The following is an 18,567-nucleotide window of genomic DNA, read 5'->3' on the forward strand; positions in this document are numbered from 1 at the left end:
CTGGAGAGGGGGAGGGCCGCCCGGCCCCGTGCCGGGGGACCGGGGCGGGCGGAGGTCAGCTCTTCTCGAAGCGGAAGCCGACCCCGCGCACGGTGGAGATGTACCGCGGGTTGGCCGCGTCGTCGCCGAGCTTCTTGCGCAGCCAGGAGATGTGCATGTCGAGGGTCTTGGTGGACGACCACCAGGTGGTGTCCCAGACCTCGCGCATGAGCTGGTCGCGGGTGACGACCCGGCCCGCGTCGCGGACCAGCACCCGCAGCAGGTCGAACTCCTTGGCGGTGAGCTGGAGCTCCTCCTCGCCGATCCAGGCGCGGTGCGACTCGACGTCGATGCGCACACCGTGGGTGGAGGGGGGCTGCTGGACGTCGGCGGAGCCGCGCCGCAGCAGGGCGCGGACGCGGGCGAGCAGCTCGGCGAGGCGGAAGGGCTTGGTGACGTAGTCGTCGGCCCCGGCGTCGAGCCCGACGACGGTGTCCACCTCGTCGGCGCGCGCGGTGAGCACCAGGACGGGGAACGCCTGCCCCTCGGAGCGGAGCCTGCGGCAGACTTCCAGGCCGTCCATCCCGGGCAGGCCGAGGTCGAGCACCAGCAGGTCGACGCCGCCCTTCAGGCCGCGGTCGAGTGCGGCCGGGCCGTCCTCGCGGACCTCCACGTCGTAGCCCTCGCGGCGCAGGGCGCGCGCCAGCGGCTCGGAGATGGACGCGTCGTCCTCGGCGAGCAGTACTCGGGTCATGACCTGAGGATAGTCCGCGCGTGCCCGCCCGCGGGCACGTCCGGGAGCGCCGGGACGCTCCGCGGCGCGGGGCGGCGTGCGGGGGTGAACGGCTGTGGCCACTGTCACAAACCGCCGCGCCGGGGCACAGACCGGGCACGCGGTGCCGTTACAGTGAGTCGGAACGTCCGCTTCCGCCTCCGGTTCCCGGATCCGTGCCCGACCGGCACCCCGGGGCCCGCGGCGGAGCGCGGGGCGGTGCACCGGCCCGCCCCCGTTGGTCAACGACGTGACCGCAGGATCCCGCCGCGCGCGACGCTGCGCGGGCGCGGATCCCGGTGTGCGGCTGCTTCCCCAGCACGGGCGCACGGTGCTCCGCACCGGGTGTCCCGGCCGTCCGCGCGCCGGAAACCGGCCGACCACCTGACGGACGCGCGCCCCGCGCGCGCCCCGACACGCAAGGAACCACCTATGGCGTCAAGCCTGCCCAGCCTGTCGAAGGACGGCACACAGGGGACCCCTGTCGGCGACTCGTCCTTCTTCGGCCACCCCCGCGGCCTGGCCACGCTCTTCATGACCGAGATGTGGGAGCGGTTCAGTTGGTACGGGATGCGGGCCATCCTCACCCTGTACCTGGTGGCCGGGGTGCTCGACGGTCCGCTCGAGGACCGCGAGGCGCTCGCCGCCGCGATCTACGGCGTGTACAACGCGCTGGTCTACATGCTCGCCATGCCGGGCGGCTGGATCGCCGACCGGGTGTGGGGCGCCCGCAAGGCCGTCCTGGTCGGCGGCGCCGTCATCGCGGCGGGGCACTATGTGCTGGCCATCCCGGCGGACGCCACGTTCTTCGTCGGCCTGCTGCTGATCGCGCTGGGCACCGGACTGCTCAAGCCGAACATCTCCACGATGGTCGGCGGGCTGTACGCGCCCGGTGACAGCGCCCGCCGCGACGCCGGATTCACCCTCTTCTACATGGGCATCAACATCGGCGCCCTGGCCGCGCCGCTGGTCGTCGGCACCGTCGGCGAGAAGGTGGACTGGCACCTCGGCTTCGGCCTGGCCGGTGTGGGCATGACGCTGGCGCTGGTGCAGTACGTGCTCGGCTCCCGCCACCTGGGCGACATCGGCCGGGTGCCGCCGACCCCGGCGAGCCCGCGGGAGAAGCGGACGGTGGCGCGCAGGGCGGCGCTGTGGCTGGGCGTGGCCGCCGCCGCGCTGGCGCTCGACGTGGCCCTGGGCACCTACGACATCGAGCACCTGGTGAACGTCATGGCCGTGCTCGGCATCGCCGTGCCGGTGGTGTACTTCACCGTGATGTTCCGCAGCCCGTCGCTGTCGGCGGAGGAGCGTCCGCGGATACGGGCGTTCATGTGGTTCTTCGTGACCTCGGTGCTGTTCTGGATGATCTACGACCAGTCCGGCTCGCTGCTGACGCTGTTCGCGGACAACAAGACGGACCGGTCGGTCGGCGGCTGGGAGTTCCCGGCGAGCTGGTTCCAGTCGGTCAACCCGGTGTTCGTCATCGTGCTGGCGCCGGTGTTCGCCTCCGTGTGGGTGTGGCTGGCCCGGCGCAGCCGCGAGCCGAGCACGGTGACGAAGTTCGCGCTGGCGATGCTGCTGATCGGCGGCTCGTTCGGGATCATGGGCCTGGCGGGCGCGGCGGCGGCGAGCAGCGACACCGGCAAGGTCACGGTGTTCTGGCTGCTTTCGGTGTACCTGGTGCAGACCCTCGGTGAGATGTGCCTGTCCCCGGTGGGCCTGTCGCTGTCCACCAAGCTGGCCCCGGCGCGGTTCGCCAGCCAGGTGATGGGCCTGTGGTTCCTGGCCACGGCCACCGGCAACGCGATCAACGGCTGGGCGACCAAGCTGAACGAGCCGCTGGGCGACGCCATGTACTACACGCTGTGGGCGGTCCTCGCGGTCCTCGGCGGGCTGGCGTTCATGGTGGCGCAGCGGCGGATACGGGCGCTGATGGGCTCCGTCAGGTAACGGCTCGCCCCCGCGGGAGCACCGAGCCCCGGCGTGCGCGTGCGGCGCGTGCGCCGGGGCTCGGCCGTGCCCGGGTCACTCGCGGCGCAGGCGCCGCCACGGGGTGAAGGTGACCAGGGCGACGCCGACGAGCAGCACCGTGCCCGCCAGCACGCCGAGCGCCCGCACGGAGCCGACGCCGTCCGCGCCGGTGTCGGCGAGCCCTCCGCCGGAGGTGCCGGATGTGCCGGTGGTGCCGGTGGTGCCCGCCGTGCCGCTCGTCCCGCCGGAGGCGCCGCCGGAGTCGGAGCCGCCCGCCACGCCGCCGGACTGCTCCTTGACGGTGAGCTCCAGCGAGGCGCCCGGGTCCTTCACGGGGGTGCAGGTGGTCGTGGTGCCCAGCGCCTCCACGGTGAGGACGCCCGGGGTGAGGGTGACCTTGCCGGTGGCGCCCGGCTTGTAGGTGCCGGTCATGTCGGGGACCTCGATGGGGTCGCCGGACTTGATGGGGGCGGTGTTGGCCGGGCCCGCCACCGCGACCTCGCCGTTCTCCGCGCCGCCGACCTTCACCTTCATGCTGGGCTTGACGGAGTTCGCCGGGATGTCGGCCGGGCTGTCCATGACGCTGGCGCCGAACCTCACCGTCAGGTCGTAGGAGCCCTTGTCCGAGACGGCGTCCACGGTGACGCCCGAGGTGGCCTGCTTGTCGCCGATCGGGGTCTTGCACGCGTAGGCGACGTCCACCTGCTTGCCCGGGTACTTGGTGCCGTCGGGGTCACCACCGCCGCCACCCACGGTGCCGGTGGTGCCGGTGGTGCCGGTGGTGCCGGTCGTCCCGGTGGTGCCGGTAGTTCCCGTGGTCCCGGTGGTCCCCGTCGTCCCGGTGGTCCCCGTGGTCCCCCCGTCCTGGGTCACCTTGATCGTCACCGCCACCGGCACCTGCTCGGTGGGCTTGCACACGGTGTCCGTGGGCATCGGCTTGCTCACGTTGACGTTGTACTCGCCCGGTGTGAGCGTGACCTCGCCCGGCGCGGTGAGCTTCAGCGTGCCGGTCATGTCCGACAGCTTCATCTCGGTGTTCTTCGGGATCGGCGGGTTCTGCCGCGGCCCCTGCACCTCCAGCGTCGCCGTCTGCGCGCCGCCGACGGCGATCTTCCCCGTCGGCTGGACGGTGTCGGCCTCCAGGTCCAGGATGTCCGGGTTCTTGGACGCCGCCTGGACCGTCCTCCACCCGACGGTGATCTCGTCGCCCACCTTCGCCGTGGCCGGGGCCTGGATGTCCGCCTTGGTGGTGCCCTGGATCGCGGGCATGCCCAGCGGCGGCTGGCACTCGGTGGCGTAGGAGACCTCCGCCGCCGTCGCGGACCCCGGCAGGGCCAGCAGTGTGCCGCCGCCGAGGACGAGGGCCGCCCCGGCCGCGGCCGCGGCGCGGGCCGCGGAGACGCGGGGGCGTGCGGTGGGGGGTCGCGGTCGTCCGCGCAGCGTTCTCACGATCATCCCTTCGACGAGGAGCTCACGGGTGCGGGGACCGGGGCGGCGGCCGCGGGGCGGCCGGGGCGCACCCGGTTGACGATGAGCAGGCCGATCCGGAACAGGGCCGCGGGCACCACCACGCACAGCAGCACCAGGAACAGCGTCACGCCCCAGGGCCGCGGCACCGTCCACGGCTGTTCGGCGAGCAGTTCGCCGCCGTACTCGACCGAGACGGCGTAGTCGCCGTGCGCGCCCGCCGCCAGCTCCACCGGGAGCCGGACCTCGCGCTCCCGGCCGGGCGGCAGGGTGCCGTCCCAGCGCACGTCGCGCCAGTCGGGGGCGAAGACGGAGTGGGCGGTGCCGACCCGGAAGACCGGGGTGACCGCCGGGGTGGAGCCGAGGTTGGCGACGGTGACGACGACGGTGCGCTCCGGCGGGGCGCCGAACCACTCCAGCAGCCCGCCCGACCCGTCCAGCCTGACCCGCAGGGCGGTCAGCCGGGCGGGCGGCTCCTTCGGCGGCTCGGCGACCGGGTGCCCGGCGACGGTGAACGGCACGTCCACCACGGCCGCGTCCTCGCCCGTCACATCGGCCACCCGCACCACGCACGGGCAGGGCCTGGGCGGCTCGGCGACCGGCAGTCGCAGCGTGATCCGGCCGCGCTCGTCGGCGCGGCCCGCCAGGCCGTCGGCGTTGGCGCAGGCGGTGGTGCCGCCGATGCCGTTCTGCCCGCACACCAGCACGGTGAGCAGGGCGCCGGGCGGCCAGCCCCGGCCGGTGACGGTGACGGTGCCGCCGACACCGCCCTGCTTGGGGGTGAGGACGACGGAGGGCTCGGCGGCGCGCGCCCGCGGGGGCGCCCACAGGGCGAGGCAGCAGGTCAGGGCGAGGACGGCGAGCACGGCGAGCGGCCGGCGCGGGGACGTGCTCACGCCGGGCCCCCTCCCGCCGCTACCGGCTCGGGGGCGGGCCCGCCCCCGGCGCGCTCCCCCGGACGCCCCGCGTGCCGCCGCCGGGTGAGGACCAGCCGGGCCGTCAGGGCGCCGAGCGCGGCGAGCACCGTGCCGGCGGCCGCCCACGGCACGGCGGTGAAGGTCGCCGCGCCGGAGCCGCTCCGCCCCCCGGCCGTCGCCGTCACCACCACCCGCACCCGGTCCAGGCGGGGCGCCTGGTCCCACCGCTCGGTCAGCTCCACGCGCCGCCCCGGTGGCAGTCGGGCCGGCACTCCGCTCGCCGGGCGCCGCATCAGCGTCCGCCCGAACAGGCCCTCCGCCCGCACGGTGAGCCGGGGCCGCACCGTGACGTTGCCCCGGTTGACCAGGGTGTAGTGGACGGTGGCGGTGCTCGCCCCGGAGCCGGGGACGGCGGGCTGCGCCCGGCGCACGGTGACGTTCTCCACGGTGAGCGCGGTCAGCGCCGGCCCGGTCACCCGCACGTGGACGGGGAGCCGCGCGGTGCGCGCCCCGGCCGTGGCGGTGATCGCCGCCAGATGGCCGCCGGGTTCGGCCGCCCCGGGCAGGGTGACGGTGAACGGGACGCGGGCCCGGGTCCGCGGCGGGACGGTGACCCGGTCCCCGGCGAGCGCGATCCACCCGCCGGAGCCCCGGCCGGTGCCGCGCAGTCGCACCGTGAGGGGCTCGGCCGCGGGATTGGTGACGGCGACGGCGTCCTCCAGCACGTCCCCGGGCGCCCCCTGGAGGCGGACGGAGCCGCCGTCCGCCCCGGCGGTGCCCTCCGGCGCTGCCGGGGCCAGCGACCAGCGGGCCGGGTCCGCCGCGTGCGCCGGCGGGGGGACGGCCAGCGCGGCGGCCGTCAGCAGCACGGCGCACACCCCCCGCGGCGCGGCGCCCGCTGCCCTCACGGGCGCCGTGACGCGCGGACGCCGCCCCGCGTCACCCACAGGCCGCCCGCGACGCCGAGGAGCAGCACGGTGCCGCCGAACGTGGCCAGGGCGACGGCGCCGTCGGCGGGCCCGGTGTCGGGCAGGGCGGCGCCGCCCGTGGACCCGCCGCCCGTGGACGAGCCGCCGGAGGCGCCGCCGGTGGACCCGCCGCCCTGCGACCCGCCGCCGGAGCCGCCCGCCACCGTGACGTCCAGGGTGAGCGAGGGCCCGGGGTTGTTGCCGGGGGTGCAGGTGGTGGTGGTGCCGAGCGCCTTGATGGTGAGGGTGCCCGCGGTGAAGGTGACCTCGCCGGACTTCTTCGGGGTGTAGGTGCCGCTCAGGTCGTTGATCTTGATGGGGGCGTCGGCGGGCACGGCCTCGGTGTTGGGCGGGCCGGTGACGGTGACCGTGCCGGAGTCCGCGCCGCCTAGCCGGATCAGGGCGCTGGGCTTCATCGTCCCCGGGCCGAGCTCGACCGGGCTGGAGGAGACGCCCTTGTTGAAGGTCATGGTGAGCCGGTACGCGGAGCCGCTCTCGACCGCCTTGATGTCGATCGGGGAGACGGCGCTCTTGTCCCCGATCGGCGTTTTGCAGCGGTAGTCCACGTCCACGATCCGCGCGTGCGCCGCGGGGGCGGTGAGCAGCAGGGCCGCCGCGGCCGTGGCGCCGGCGAGCCCGGCGGCGCCGCCCCGGGCGAGGGCTGTGCGGTGGTGCAACTGGGGCCGGGGCCTGGGCACGTCGCGTCCACTCCCTCCACCGGGCCGGTGCGCGCGCCCGGACTACTGATGGGGCGTCAGATAGCGGGTCAGAGCGCGACAGTACGCCCAGGGGCGCGCGGAGGGAAGGGCTTTCACAAAGGCACGTTCACACGCCGGAAACACACCCGAAAGAGCGGGACGGGACGATGCTCGGAAGGGGCACCCGGTGGTGGGGACGGTCTGCCCGTCGGCGGGAGGCGGCACGCGGCGGTACGAGCGCGTGGCGCCCGGGAGGGACGGAGAACGCGCGCGGCAGGGCGGACGGCGTGGCGACGCGACGGTGCGCGGGGACGCGAGACGTGGTGCGCGGGACGGGAGGGCACGCTCGGCACGAACGCGCGCCCTGCCGGGGCGGGCCCGCTCAGGCGGTGCCCGGAACGGCGATCTCCGCCCAGACGGTCTTGCCGCCCCCGCCGTCGTGGGCGACCGCTCCCCAGCCGGAGCACAGCCGCTCGACGATGTACATGCCGTGGCCGCCCGGTCTGCTGCCGCGGTGCGGGCTGCGGCGCTGGGGATGGTCGTCGGAGGTGTCGCTCACCTCCAGGCGCAGCGTCTTCGCGTCCCGGCGGAGCCGCAGCTCCTGGGCGCCGCCCGCGTGCAGACAGGCGTTGGTGACCAGCTCCGAGACGACGAGCAGCACGTCCTCCGCCGCCGCCTGCCCGTCCGGGGTCGTGGCGGGAAGCCAGCCCCAGTCGTGCAGCGCCTCACGGGTGAAGTCGCGGGCGCGCGCCACCACGCCGCTCGTCCCCGCGAGCAACAGCCTGCGCACCTGCCCGGCCACAGGTGTCACCATATCGCCCATCCCGGACGCACCGCGGTCGTCCGGCATGAAGGGCCGGGTGGTGCTCATCCGCGCTTCACCTCACCGACTTCGGACACGTTTCGAGGGATCTCCTGCCCGACGGGGACTCTTGAAACCTCCCGGTTGCCCGGGTTCGCCCCCTCGCACAGGCAGACGCGGGCCGCGGGGCGGCATCCGCCCCGCGGCCTCGCAGGTCAATCGGCCAGTGCCTGGTCCAGTTGTTCGTGCACGGTGAACACCGCGTCGGCCCCGGTGATCTCGAAGACCCGGGCCACCGCGGGGCGCATTCCCGCCAGATGGATGCCGCCCCCGGCCTCCACGGCCTTCAGCCGGGCGGCCAGCAGCACGTTCAGACCGGTGGAGTCGCAGAACTCCAGGGCCGAGCAGTCCACCACCAGCCGGTGGTCCCCGCTGTCGAGGCACCGCTCGAGCTGCTCGCGCAGCAGGTCCGCCGTGTGGTGGTCCAGCTCCCCCGAAGGCGTCACGACAGCGCTCCCGCTCTGCTTGCGCACCTCAACCCGGAGCCGGTCACGTCCGGTCGTATCGGTGACGCCGCCGTCCATCCTCACCCTCCTGTGGTCCGCGCATTCGCAGGTGAACCCTACGCCCTTCGGCCGCGCAGAGGTAGTTACCCCGTCGAACGATCGTTCGCGAACGTGTCCGGGGCGGCCCTGCCTTGCAAACGATCGCAAGGAGAGAGTAGGTGTGGAAGGGCGAAAAATCGTCCCCGCCGACCAGCGGGACCCGTGAGCGAGGACCAGGACAGGAGGTGCGCCGGCCCGGCACGGCATGAAGCACGGACGGCAGCGAGGCTGCCGGCAACGAGGGAGGAGCACATGGCACCCCAGCGCGACGACACGCGCACAGGAACACTCGCGAGGCACGAGTCGTCGGCCGCCCCCACGGGGGTCGCGGAGGAGTTCGTCCCCGGCACGCGGGCCCTCGAAGCGGAGGGCACCGGCGAGTTCGACATCGCCGGCGACCTCCGGGAGGACGGCCTGCCCGAGATCCCCCCGTACGACGAGGTGGCTCCGCTGGACGCGCGGGCCCTGTCCAAGACCCTCTTCAAGCGCCTGACGACGCTGGAGGAGGGCACGCACGAGTACCAGTACGTGCGCAACACGCTGGTCGAGCTGAACCTCGCCCTGGTGCGGTTCGCCGCCTCCAGGTTCCGCTCCCGCAGCGAGCCGATGGAGGACATCGTCCAGGTCGGGACGATCGGTCTGATCAAGGCGATCGACCGGTTCGAGATCGACCGCGGCGTGGAGTTCCCCACATTCGCGATGCCCACGATCGTGGGCGAGATCAAACGCTTCTTCCGGGACACGAGCTGGTCGGTCCGGGTGCCGCGCCGCCTCCAGGAGCTGCGTCTGGACCTGGCGAAGGCCGGTGACGAGCTGGCACAGGAGCTGGACCGGGCGCCGACCGTGAAGGAGCTCGCCGAGCGCCTCTCCCTCTCCCCCGAGGAGGTCGTCGAGGGCATGGCGGCGAGCAACGCGTACACCGCGAGCTCGCTGGACGCCCAGCCCGAGGACGACGACTCCGAGGGCGCGCTGGCCCACCGGATCGGCTACGAGGACCACGACCTGGAGGGCGTGGAGTACCGCGAGGCCCTCAAGCCGCTGATCGCCGGGCTGCCGGCCAGGGACCGCAAGATCCTCTCGCTGCGGTTCGTGGGCAACATGACCCAGTCCGAGATAGGGGAGGAGCTGGGCATCTCCCAGATGCACGTCTCCCGCCTCCTCTCCCGCACCCTCACCCGGCTGCGGACGGGGCTGCTGGCGGAGGACTGACCGGGAACGACCCGCCGCGCACACGGGCCGGGACGCGCCGCGACGGCGCGCCCCGGCCCGTGTGCCGTGCGGGCGCGGTGCCCGCCCCCGTCACCGGTACCGGGTCACCCGGCCGGCCAGGGCACCTGGGGCGAGCGGTGGTAGTCGATGCCGAGCACGTCCCAGCGCGGGCCCTGGGCGGCCAGGCGCTGCCGGAAGGACTCCCAGTCGTGGGTGTGGGCCGGGGACCAGCCCAGCTCGGCCACCGCGGGCAGGCGGGGGAAGGCCATGTACTCGATGTGGTCGCTCGTGGTGATCGTCTCCGTCCACAGCGGCGCCTCCACCCCGAGCACGGCCGAGGCCGGGGCGCCCTGGACGTACGTCGCCGGGTCCCAGTCGTAGGACTGCCGCACCTCCACGTAGCCGGCCCAGTTGAGGCCGAGCGGCGTGGCGGGGTCGTACTTCATGTCCAGGTAGGTGCGGTTGGCCGGGGACAGGATCAGCCGGGTGCCCGCCCGGGCGGCGGCGGCCACCTCGGGCTCGGTGCCGGTCACGCCCCAGTACTGGGCGACGGCCCCCTCGGCGGGCCGGGCGCCGGTGAGCTGGTGCCAGCCGACGACCGTCTTGCCGTACCGCGCCACCGTCCGCTGGGCGCGGTCCATGAACGCGACGTAGTCCTCGTGGCTGGTGGCGTGCGCCTCGTCGCCGCCGATGTGCAGGTACTCCCCCGGGGTGAGCGCGGCGATCTCGCGGACCACGTCGTCCACGAAGTCGTAGGTCACCTCCTTGTCCACGCACAGCGAGCTGAACCCGACCTCGATGCCGGTGTACAGCGGGGGCGCCACGCCGTCGCAGTTCAGCTCGGGGTAGCTGGCGAGCGCGGCGTTGGTGTGGCCCGGCATGTCGATCTCGGGGATCACGGTGAGGTACCGGGACGCCGCGTAGCGGACCACCTCCCGGTACTGCTCCTTCGTCCAGTACCCGCCGGGTCCGCCGCCGACCTGCGTGGACCCGCCGTACGTCGCCAGGCGCGGCCAGCTCTCCACGGCGATGCGCCAGCCCTGGTCGTCGGTGAGGTGCAGGTGCAGCCGGTTGACCTTGTACAGGGCGAGCTGGTCGATGTACCGCTTGACCTGGTCGACGGTGAAGAAGTGCCGGGCCAGGTCCAGCATGGCGCCGCGGTGGGCGTAGCGCGGCCGGTCGGTGACGGTGCCCGCGGGCACGGTCCACGGGCCGGGGCGGCGCTCGCGGCTCTCGACCCGCGGCGGGAGCAGTTGCCGCAGGGTCTGCACGGCGTGGAACAGCCCGGCGGGCCGCTCCGCGGTGACGGTGACGGCCCGGTCGGTGACGTCGAGCCGGTAGCCCTCGGGGCCGGTGCCGCCGCGGCCGAGGACGAACACGATGCCGCCGCGGCCCGGCGCGGTGGTGACCGGCAGGCGGTAGCCGGTGGACGGCCGCAGGATCCCGGCCAGGTACTCCCCGACCCGCGCGGCCTCCCGCGAGTCCGCGGGCACGTGGATCCTGGTCGCCGGCCCGAGGGCGAAGCCCGCGCCGCCGGTGGCGCGGGCCTCGGCGGGGGCGGGGACGAGCCGGTCGTAGCCGGGCGCGTCGGGGGCGGGGTCGGCGGCCGGGGCCGGGGCGGCCGCCGCGGACGAGGCGGCGGTGGCGCCGAGGCAGAGCAGGAGCGCGGTCAGGGATCTCAGCAGGCTTCCGGGTCGCACATCGGGTCCCTTCTCCGGAGGCGGGTGTGCCTGCTGAGCACTGTGCGGTGCCGGACCCGCTCTGGTCCAGACCTTTGCGCCGGACGGGGCCGAAAGAGGGACGGACTGGGAGGCGGCGCACGGTCGCGGATGCGGGCGCGGATGCGGGCGCGGAGGCGTTCGGACGCGGATGCAGTCGTGGCGGTAACGATCGGGGCTCCCGCACCACTTCCCCGTGACAGGACACCCGGAGGGACGGAGGTGCGGTGGTGGCCGACGAAGCGGAACGCTTCACCGCGATGTATGACGAGTGCCGCCGGCGCGTGTGGGCCTATGTGGTCAGCCGCGCCGGGCGGCAGGTCGCCGACGAGGTGGTGAGCGAGACGTTCACCGTGGCCTGGCGCCGCTTCGCCGAGCTGCCCGAGCCGCCGCTGCCCTGGCTGCTCGGCGTCGCCAGGAACGTACTGCGCGACAGCGTCCGCGCCGAGGTCAGGCGCGAGTCGTTCGCGGCCGAGCTGCGGGCGTGGGCCGAGGTGGCGGAGGACGACGTGGCCGACGACGTCGCCGACCGGCTGGTGCTGCTGCGGGCCCTGGGCGAGCTGGGCGAGGACGACCGGGAGGTGCTGATCCTCGCCGCCTGGCAGGGGCTCACCCCGCGCGAGGCGGCGCGGGTCGTCGGATGCACCCCGGCCGCCATGCGGGTCCGGCTGCACCGGGCCCGCAGGCGGCTGGCGCGGGCGGCGGAGGAGCGCTCCGACGCCCCGGCCGACCGGCCCCGGGTGCGGATCGCGGCGGGAGAGGGTGCGCGGTGAACGACGGCGGAAGGCGGAGGATCGGGATGGGCAGCAGGAACAGCGACGACGTGGTGCTGCGGCTGGCCGGGGCGCGGCCGGAGCACCTGGACCCGGACGGGGCGCCGGACCCGGCGACCCGCGCGGCGGAGCTGGCCGCCGCGATGGCCGCGCCGCGGGAGCGGGCGGCGGCGCGGGAGCGGTTCGGCCGGGCCGTGCCGGCCAGGGCCCGGCGGATGGGGCTGGTGGGCGCGGCCGCGGCGGCGGCGCTGGTCGTCGCCGTCACCGCGTCCGAGCCGCGGTTCGGGCAGGACGGCCGGCCGTCGGCCCGGTCGGTGCTGCTGGCGGCGGCGGAGGCGGCGGAGCGGGCCCCGGAGGGGGAGGCGGCGGGCAAGTTCTGGAAGAGGCAGGACGACCGCCTGAACCTGCACCCGGTGGCATCACAGCGCGACCCCTACGTCATCGCGCACCGCAGCGGCTCCGTGACGTACATCCCCTGGGGGGGCGACCATTACCGCACGCCGCAGGAGTCCGTGTACCGAGAGTACGCCCCGTACACGCAGGCCGACCGGGCGGCGTGGCGGCGGGCCGGCTCTCCCGACCGGGTCAGGATCTGGGCCCGGCAGGGCACGGAGGAGCTGAGCCTGAGCGATCCGTCGTACCGGCTCTCCGGAGTCGACGTCGTCTACGTCGGCTGGCTGGACGGGCGCGGGACGATCTTGGAGGCCCTGCGCAAACTGCCCACCGACCCCGACGCGCTCAGGGCGGATCTGCTGAAGAGCCGCGATCGCGGCACGGCGGGCGACCGGGCGGCCGAGGAGGAGTGGCTGTTCAACGTCGCCAGCGGCATCATCCTCACGTTCCCGGCCTCCCCGGAGCTCCGCTCCGCGGCGTTCCGGATGGTCGCGGACCTCGACGGCCTGAAGGTGATCGACGATGTCAGGGACGCACGCGGTCGCGCCGGCACGGCCGTGGCCCTGACCCGGCACACGCAGTACGCCGGCGTGATCGAGGAGCGGCTGGTCCTCGACTCCGAGACCGCCAAGGGGCTCGCGAAGGAGTACGCGGTGGTGAAGCCGGGCGGCGAGACCAGGGGGCTGGATCCGGGCACCGTGTTCTCCTCCCACGCGGTGACGGCGGCAGAGTGGGTGGACAGCGCTCCGGAGGACGACTGATCTCCCGCGCAGACCCGTCGGCCCGGCCCGCGGTGGTGCGACGCCGCCGCGGGCCGGGCCCGTCTCACACCACCCGCTCCCCGCCCCGCCACACCGCCGCCGTCAGCGGCACGCCGGGGCGGTAGGCGAGGTGGACGTGGCTGGGGGCGTCCAGCAGCAGCAGGTCGGCGCGGGCACCCGGGGTGACGCGGCCGATGTCGTCGCGGCGCAGGGCGCGGGCGCCGCCGAGGGTGGCGGCGGTGACCGCCTCGTCGGGGGTCATGCCCATCTCGCGCACGGCCACCGCGACGCAGAACGGCATGGAGCTGGTGAAGCTGGAGCCGGGGTTGCAGTCGGTGGACAGCGCGACGGTGGCGCCCGCGTCCAGCAGGCGGCGCGCGTCCGGGTAGGGGGCGCGGGTGGAGAACTCCGCGCCGGGGAGCAGGGTGGCGACGGTGTCCCCGCTCGCCAGCGCGTCCACGTCCGCGTCGGTGAGGTGGGTGCAGTGGTCCGCGGAGGCGGCACCGAGCTCCACGGCGAGCCGCACCCCGGGGCCGTGGCGCAGTTGGTTGGCGTGGACGCGGGGCACCAGGCCGCGCGCGGCGCCCGCGGTGAGGACCGCCCTGGCCTGGTCGCCGTCGAACGCGCCCTCCTCGCAGAAGACGTCCACCCAGCGGGCGTGCGGCGCGCAGGCCTCCAGCATGGGCCCGATGACCAGGTCCACGTACCCGGCCGGGTCGTCCGCGTACTCCGGCGGCACCACGTGCGCGCCGAGGAAGGTGACCTCGCGGGTGTGCGCGGCGGCGATCCGCAGGGAGCGGGCCTCGTCGTCCACCGTCAGGCCGTAGCCGGACTTGATCTCGACGGTGGTGGTGCCCTGCCGCAGCGCCTCGCGCACATACCGGGCGACGTTCGCCGCGAGCTCGGCGTCGCTCGCGGCGCGGGTGGCGGCGACGGTGGTCCGGATGCCCCCGGCGGCGTACGGCCGCCCGGACATGCGGGCGGTGAACTCCTCGGTGCGGTCGCCGGCGAACACCAGGTGGGAGTGGGAGTCCACGAAGCCGGGCAGCATGGCGCGGCCCGCGGCGTCGTGGCGGTGGTCGGCCGCGGGGGCGCGGTTCGCGGGGCCCACCCAGGCGATCCGCTCCCCCTCCACGACGACGGCCGCGTCCCGCAGCGGGCCCGTCGCCGGGTCGTTGGTGAGCAGGCTGCCGATGCCGGTGATGACGGTGGCCACGGTTCAGGGGACCTCTCGCTCGGCGGGGGCGACGGCGGCGACGGCCTCGGCGAGCGCCCGGGGCACGTCGTCCACCAGTCGGTGCACGCCGTCGCGCACCACGACGCGCCCGCCGACCACGACATGGCGCACGTCGGCGGCGGTCGCGGCGAACACGGCGGTCTCGGCGCCCAGCGCGGGCGGGGGCCCGGCGGTGCGCACGGTGTCCAGGGCGATCGTGACCAGGTCGGCGAGCGCGCCCGGCGCGATCCGCCCGGCGTCGGGCCGGCCCAGGGCGGCGTGCCCGTCCGCGGTGGCGGCGCGCAGCAGGGCGTGCGCCGTCCAGTGGCCGCGCACGCGGGTGCGCAGCCGCTCGTCCAGCTCGGTGGCGCGGGCCTCCTCGAACAGGTCGATCACCGCGTGGCTGTCGCTGCCGAGGCTGAGCGGGCTGCCCGCCTCCCGCAGCGCCACCGCCGGGCCGATGCCGTCGGCGAGGTCCCGCTCCGTGGTGGGGCACAGGCACACCCCGGTGCCGGAGCCGCCGAGCCTGGCGATGTCGCCGCCGGTGAGGTGGGTGGCGTGCACGGCGGTGGTGGCGGGGCCGAGCACACCGTGGTCGTCGAGCAGCTCGGTGGGGGTGCGGCCGTGCGCGGCGCGGCAGGCGTCGTTCTCCGCGGGCTGCTCCGACAGGTGGACGTGCAGCGGCGCGCCCCGCTGCCGCGCCCAGGCCGCCACGGTGGCCAACTGGTCCGCGGGCACCGCCCGCACCGAGTGCACGGCCGCGCCGACCAGGGCGTGCGGCCGCTCCTTCAGCGCGGACACCCGCTCGGCCCACTCCTGGGCGCCGCCGTCGGAGAACCTGCGCTGCCGCGGCTCGGGCGGGGCGCCGAAGCCCGACGACAGGTAGCAGGTGTCCAGCAGGGTGATCCGGATCCCGGCCTGCGCGGCCGCCTCGATCAGCGCCTCGCCCATCGCGTTGGGGTCGGCGTAAGGGGCGCCGCCCGGCGCGTGGTGGACATAGTGGAACTCCCCCACCGCCGTGATCCCGGCGAGGGCCATCTCCGCGTACACCGCGCGCGCCAGCGCCAGGTAGGTGTCCGGGGTGAGCCGGTCGGCGACGGCGTACATGCGCTCCCGCCAGGTCCAGAACGAGCCGGGGGCCCGGCCGGTCTGGGAGGAGGCGCGCAGCGCCCGGTGGAAGGCGTGCGAGTGGGCGTTGGCCAGGCCCGGCAGGGTCAGGCCGCGCAGGGCGACCGCGCCGGGCGGGGGCGCCGCCACCCGGGGCCGCACCGCGGTGATCCGCCCGTCCGCCGCCTCCACCAGCACCCCGGCCTCCACGGCCTCGCCGGTCCAGGCGTGCTCCGCCCAGAACGTCGCGGTCAGCGGCACGCCAGCTCCTCCAGCACGTCGGCCAGCGCCCGCACCCCGGCCTCGCAGTCCTCCTCCGCGGCGGTCTCCGCGGGCGAGTGCGACACCCCGGTGGGGTTGCGGACGAACAGCATCGCGGTGGGCACCCGCTGCGAGAGTATGCCCGCGTCGTGGCCCGCGCCCGTCGGCAGCACCGGGGCGCCGCCGAGCAGCGCGGCGATCCGGTCCCGCAGGTCGTGCGCGAACTCCACGGCCGGGCTGTACGACTCGCGGACCACCGCCACCTCGACGCCGTCCCGCACGCCGCGCTCGGCCGCCGCCCGCTCGATCTCGGCGACCACGGCGGCGAGGGTGTCCTCGTCGGCGGCGCGCGAGTCCAGCCAGCCGCGCACCAGCGAGGGGATCGCGTTGACGCCGTTGGGCTCGACCGCGACCTTGCCGAACGTGGCCAGGGCGCCGGCGAGCCGGGCCTTCTTGCGGGCGGCGAGCACGGTGTTGGCGTAGGTGAGCATCGGGTCGCGGCGGTCCTCCAGACGGGTGGTGCCCGCGTGGTCGGCCCGGCCGCGGAAGTCGAACCGCCAGCGGCCGTGCGGCCAGATCGCGCTCGCCACGCCCACGGCCGCGCCGGTGCCCTCGGCCAGCGCCCGGCCCTGCTCGATGTGCAGCTCCACGAACGCGCCGATCCGGGCCAGCCGCTCGGGGTCGGCGCCGATGGCCTCCGGGTCGTGCCCGGCCCGCTCCATGGCCCGGGCCAGCGTCACCCCGCCGCCGTCGGTCAGCTCCCTGGCGTGCCGCGGGTCGAGCACGCCCGTGGCCAGCCGGGAGCCGACGCAGGCCACGCCGAACCTGGCGCCCTCCTCGTCACCGAAGTTGACCACGGCGACGGGGCGGGACGGGACGGCGCCCCGGCGCTTCAGCTCGTCCAGCGCGGCGAACGCGCCGACCACGCCCAGCGGGCCGTCGAACGCGCCGCCGTCGGGCACGGAGTCGAGATGGGAGCCGGTCACCACGGCGTCCCCCGCGGCCGGGTCGCCGAGCCAGGCCCACTGGTTGCCGTTGCGGTCGGTCTCGTGGACGAGGCCGCGGGCGCGGGCCTGCTCGGCGAACCAGGCGCGGCACTCGGCGTCCGCGGCGGTCCAGGCGTGGCGGCGGTAGCCGCCGGTCGAGGAGTCGCGGCCGACCGGCAGCAGCTCCTTCCACATGCCGGAGAAGGTCACGGCGTCTCCCTGGTGGGCACGCGCACCCCGCGCTCGCCCGCGACCTGCTCGGCGCGCTCGTACCCGGCGTCCACATGCCGGATCACGCCCATGCCCGGGTCGTTGGTGAGCACGCGGCGGATCTTCTCCCCGGCCAGCGGGGTGCCGTCGGCGACGGTGACCTGCCCGGCGTGCAGGGACCTGCCGATGCCGACCCCGCCGCCGTGGTGGATCGACACCCACGAGGCACCGGAGGCGACGTTCACCATGGCGTTGAGCAGCGGCCAGTCCGCGATGGCGTCCGAGCCGTCGAGCATGCCCTCGGTCTCCCGGTACGGGGAGGCGACCGAGCCGCAGTCCAGGTGGTCGCGGCCGATGACGACGGGGGCGGCCAGCTCGCCGCGCGCCACCATGTCGTTGAACCGCTCGCCCGCCCGGTCCCGCTCGCCGTAGCCGAGCCAGCAGATGCGGGCGGGCAGGCCCTGGAAGCGCACCTTCTCCCCGGCCAGGCGGATCCAGCGGGCCAGGGGCTCGTTGTCCGGGAACAGCTCCAGCACCGCGCGGTCGGTGGCCGCGATGTCCTTCGGGTCGCCGGACAGCGCCGCCCAGCGGAACGGGCCCTTGCCCTCGCAGAACAGCGGCCGGATGTAGGCGGGCACGAACCCGGGGAAGGCGAACGCGCGCTCGTAGCCCGCGAGCTGCGCCTCGCCGCGGATGGAGTTGCCGTAGTCGAACACCTCGGCGCCCGCGTCCTGGAAGCCGACCATCGCCTCGACGTGCCGGGCCATGGACTGCCTGGCCCGGCGGGTGAACTCGGCGGGCTCCTTGGCGGCGTACTCCGCCATGTCCTCGAACGCCACACCGACCGGGAGGTAGCTGAGCGGGTCGTGGGCGGAGGTCTGGTCGGTGACGATGTCGACGGGGGCGCTCCTGGCCAGCAGCTCCGGCAGCACCTCGGCGGCGTTGCCCAGCACCCCGATCGACAGCGGCGCGCGGCGGTCGCGGGCCTCGGTGGCCAGGCGCAGGGCCTCGTCGAGGGAGTCGGCGCGGGTGTCCAGGTAGCCGTGCTCGATGCGGCGTTCGATCGCGCGGGGGTCGCAGTCGACGCACAGGGCGACGCCGCCGTTCATGGTGACGGCCAGCGGCTGGGCGCCGCCCATGCCGCCGAGTCCGGCGGTGAGGGTGATCGTCCCGGCCAGGGAGCCGCCGAAGCGCTTCGCGGCGACGGCGGCGAAGGTCTCGTAGGTGCCCTGGAGGATGCCCTGGGTGCCGATGTAGATCCACGACCCGGCGGTCATCTGGCCGTACATGGTCAGGCCCAGGGCCTCCAGGCGGCGGAACTCCTCCCAGGTGGACCAGTCGCCGACCAGGTTGGAGTTGGCGATCAGGACGCGGGGGGCCCACTCGTGGGTGGTCATGACGCCGACGGGGCGGCCGGACTGCACCAGCATGGTCTCGTCGGCCTTCAGGGTGGTCAGGGTGCGGACCATCGCGTCGAAGGAGGGCCAGTCCCGGGCGGCACGGCCGGTGCCGCCGTAGACGACGAGGCGGTCGGGGTGCTCGGCGACCTCCGGGTCCAGGTTGTTCTGGAGCATCCGCAGGGCGGCCTCCTGCGGCCACCCCTGCGCGGTGAGCCCGCTCCCACGGGGAGCACGGACGGGACGGGGTCCTGACATGGGCGGGCCTCCGGTCGGCGGCGTCTTCTGGATTGATCCATTCACATACTCGCCGCCTGAATAGGGACAGTCAACAGGAGGGGCCGCGCGCCACCGCCC

Annotated in this window: 16 protein-coding genes; 4 read left to right on the forward strand and 12 right to left on the reverse strand. The window is 75.3% G+C overall.

The genetic code is table 11. The annotated features are described in order from the left end of the window. Positions 1 to 55: 55 nt before the first annotated feature. Positions 56 to 733 carry a response regulator transcription factor gene (locus tag ACYVO2_RS16400; protein WP_461008554.1) on the reverse strand — a complete coding sequence of 226 codons (678 nt, stop codon included), beginning with the start codon at positions 731 to 733 and terminating at the stop codon, positions 56 to 58. 450 nt (positions 734 to 1,183) lie between these two features. On the opposite strand from ACYVO2_RS16400, the gene ACYVO2_RS16405 reads away from it, so the two are divergent. Continuing rightward, the gene (locus ACYVO2_RS16405; protein WP_461008555.1) at positions 1,184 to 2,701 is read left to right on the forward strand and encodes a peptide MFS transporter; all 1,518 of its coding nucleotides are present in this window, start codon (positions 1,184 to 1,186) and stop codon (positions 2,699 to 2,701) included. Positions 2,702 to 2,776: 75 nt separating this feature from the next. On the opposite strand, the gene ACYVO2_RS16410 is transcribed toward ACYVO2_RS16405, so the two are convergent. From ACYVO2_RS16410 to ACYVO2_RS16435, 6 genes are all read right to left on the reverse strand, one after another. Then, on the reverse strand, positions 2,777 to 4,162 hold the full coding sequence (locus ACYVO2_RS16410) for a hypothetical protein (RefSeq protein ID WP_461008660.1): 1,386 nt from the start codon (positions 4,160 to 4,162) through the stop codon (positions 2,777 to 2,779). 11 nt (positions 4,163 to 4,173) lie between these two features. Continuing rightward, entirely contained in the window at positions 4,174 to 5,085 is a 912-nt protein-coding gene (locus ACYVO2_RS16415; RefSeq protein WP_461008556.1) for a hypothetical protein, read from the reverse strand. Further along, positions 5,082 to 5,975, reverse strand: a complete 894-nt coding sequence (locus tag ACYVO2_RS16420; RefSeq protein ID WP_461008557.1) for a COG1470 family protein — start codon at positions 5,973 to 5,975, stop codon at positions 5,082 to 5,084. The genes ACYVO2_RS16415 and ACYVO2_RS16420 overlap by 4 nt, the downstream gene beginning before the upstream one ends. Before the next feature lie 35 nt (positions 5,976 to 6,010). Then, entirely contained in the window at positions 6,011 to 6,751 is a 741-nt protein-coding gene (locus tag ACYVO2_RS16425) for a peptidase (protein WP_461008661.1), read from the reverse strand. A 403-nt stretch (positions 6,752 to 7,154) separates the two neighbouring features. Next, the gene (locus ACYVO2_RS16430; RefSeq protein ID WP_461008558.1) at positions 7,155 to 7,643 is read right to left on the reverse strand and encodes an ATP-binding protein; all 489 of its coding nucleotides are present in this window, start codon (positions 7,641 to 7,643) and stop codon (positions 7,155 to 7,157) included. 146 nt (positions 7,644 to 7,789) lie between these two features. Next, positions 7,790 to 8,158 carry an STAS domain-containing protein gene (locus tag ACYVO2_RS16435; RefSeq protein WP_461008559.1) on the reverse strand — a complete coding sequence of 123 codons (369 nt, stop codon included), beginning with the start codon at positions 8,156 to 8,158 and terminating at the stop codon, positions 7,790 to 7,792. A gap of 273 nt (positions 8,159 to 8,431) precedes the next feature. Between ACYVO2_RS16435 and ACYVO2_RS16440 the strand changes: the two genes are divergently transcribed. Continuing rightward, positions 8,432 to 9,388: an RNA polymerase sigma factor SigF gene (locus ACYVO2_RS16440; RefSeq protein WP_461008560.1), complete on the forward strand. Its 957-nt coding sequence runs from the start codon at positions 8,432 to 8,434 to the stop codon at positions 9,386 to 9,388. Positions 9,389 to 9,492: 104 nt separating this feature from the next. Here ACYVO2_RS16440 and ACYVO2_RS16445 read toward each other — a convergent pair whose 3' ends face one another. After that, entirely contained in the window at positions 9,493 to 11,088 is a 1,596-nt protein-coding gene (locus ACYVO2_RS16445) for a beta-N-acetylhexosaminidase (RefSeq protein ID WP_461008561.1), read from the reverse strand. 248 nt (positions 11,089 to 11,336) lie between these two features. On the opposite strand from ACYVO2_RS16445, the gene ACYVO2_RS16450 reads away from it, so the two are divergent. After that, entirely contained in the window at positions 11,337 to 11,879 is a 543-nt protein-coding gene (locus ACYVO2_RS16450; protein WP_461008562.1) for an RNA polymerase sigma factor, read from the forward strand. 26 nt (positions 11,880 to 11,905) lie between these two features. Next, a complete protein-coding gene (locus ACYVO2_RS16455; RefSeq protein WP_461008563.1) occupies positions 11,906 to 13,033 on the forward strand; it encodes a hypothetical protein in 1,128 nt (375 codons plus the stop codon). A 64-nt stretch (positions 13,034 to 13,097) separates the two neighbouring features. Here the strand turns inward: ACYVO2_RS16455 and hutI are convergent, their stop codons facing one another. Genes hutI through hutU form a run of 4 tightly spaced genes read right to left on the reverse strand, consistent with a single transcriptional unit; the run spans position 13,098 to position 18,468 of the window. Beyond that, positions 13,098 to 14,249 carry an imidazolonepropionase gene (gene hutI, locus ACYVO2_RS16460; protein ID WP_461008564.1) on the reverse strand — a complete coding sequence of 384 codons (1,152 nt, stop codon included), beginning with the start codon at positions 14,247 to 14,249 and terminating at the stop codon, positions 13,098 to 13,100. A gap of 3 nt (positions 14,250 to 14,252) precedes the next feature. After that, positions 14,253 to 15,617 (reverse strand): formimidoylglutamate deiminase, encoded by a 1,365-nt coding sequence (locus ACYVO2_RS16465; RefSeq protein WP_461008565.1) that lies wholly within the window; start codon positions 15,615 to 15,617, stop codon positions 14,253 to 14,255. Continuing rightward, on the reverse strand, positions 15,608 to 16,798 hold the full coding sequence (locus tag ACYVO2_RS16470; RefSeq protein ID WP_461008662.1) for an allantoate amidohydrolase: 1,191 nt from the start codon (positions 16,796 to 16,798) through the stop codon (positions 15,608 to 15,610). Before ACYVO2_RS16470 ends, ACYVO2_RS16465 begins: the two co-directional genes overlap by 10 nt. An 11-nt stretch (positions 16,799 to 16,809) precedes the next feature. Beyond that, the gene (hutU, locus tag ACYVO2_RS16475; protein ID WP_461008566.1) at positions 16,810 to 18,468 is read right to left on the reverse strand and encodes a urocanate hydratase; all 1,659 of its coding nucleotides are present in this window, start codon (positions 18,466 to 18,468) and stop codon (positions 16,810 to 16,812) included. Positions 18,469 to 18,567 lie beyond the last annotated feature (99 nt).

Source organism: Streptomyces capparidis, assembly GCF_054782095.1.

What these genes read in the sequence shown, in the direction of transcription:
- ACYVO2_RS16400 (WP_461008554.1), bottom strand. Translation starts at nt 733, where the DNA reads ATGACCCGAGTACTGCTCGCCGAGGACGACGCGTCCATCTCCGAGCCG.
- ACYVO2_RS16405 (WP_461008555.1), top strand. Translation starts at nt 1,184, where the DNA reads ATGGCGTCAAGCCTGCCCAGCCTGTCGAAGGACGGCACACAGGGGACC.
- ACYVO2_RS16430 (WP_461008558.1), bottom strand. Translation starts at nt 7,643, where the DNA reads ATGAGCACCACCCGGCCCTTCATGCCGGACGACCGCGGTGCGTCCGGG.
- ACYVO2_RS16435 (WP_461008559.1), bottom strand. Translation starts at nt 8,158, where the DNA reads ATGGACGGCGGCGTCACCGATACGACCGGACGTGACCGGCTCCGGGTT.
- ACYVO2_RS16440 (WP_461008560.1), top strand. Translation starts at nt 8,432, where the DNA reads ATGGCACCCCAGCGCGACGACACGCGCACAGGAACACTCGCGAGGCAC.
- ACYVO2_RS16455 (WP_461008563.1), top strand. Translation starts at nt 11,906, where the DNA reads ATGGGCAGCAGGAACAGCGACGACGTGGTGCTGCGGCTGGCCGGGGCG.
- ACYVO2_RS16470 (WP_461008662.1), bottom strand. Translation starts at nt 16,798, where the DNA reads ATGTGGAAGGAGCTGCTGCCGGTCGGCCGCGACTCCTCGACCGGCGGC.
- hutU (WP_461008566.1), bottom strand. Translation starts at nt 18,468, where the DNA reads ATGTCAGGACCCCGTCCCGTCCGTGCTCCCCGTGGGAGCGGGCTCACC.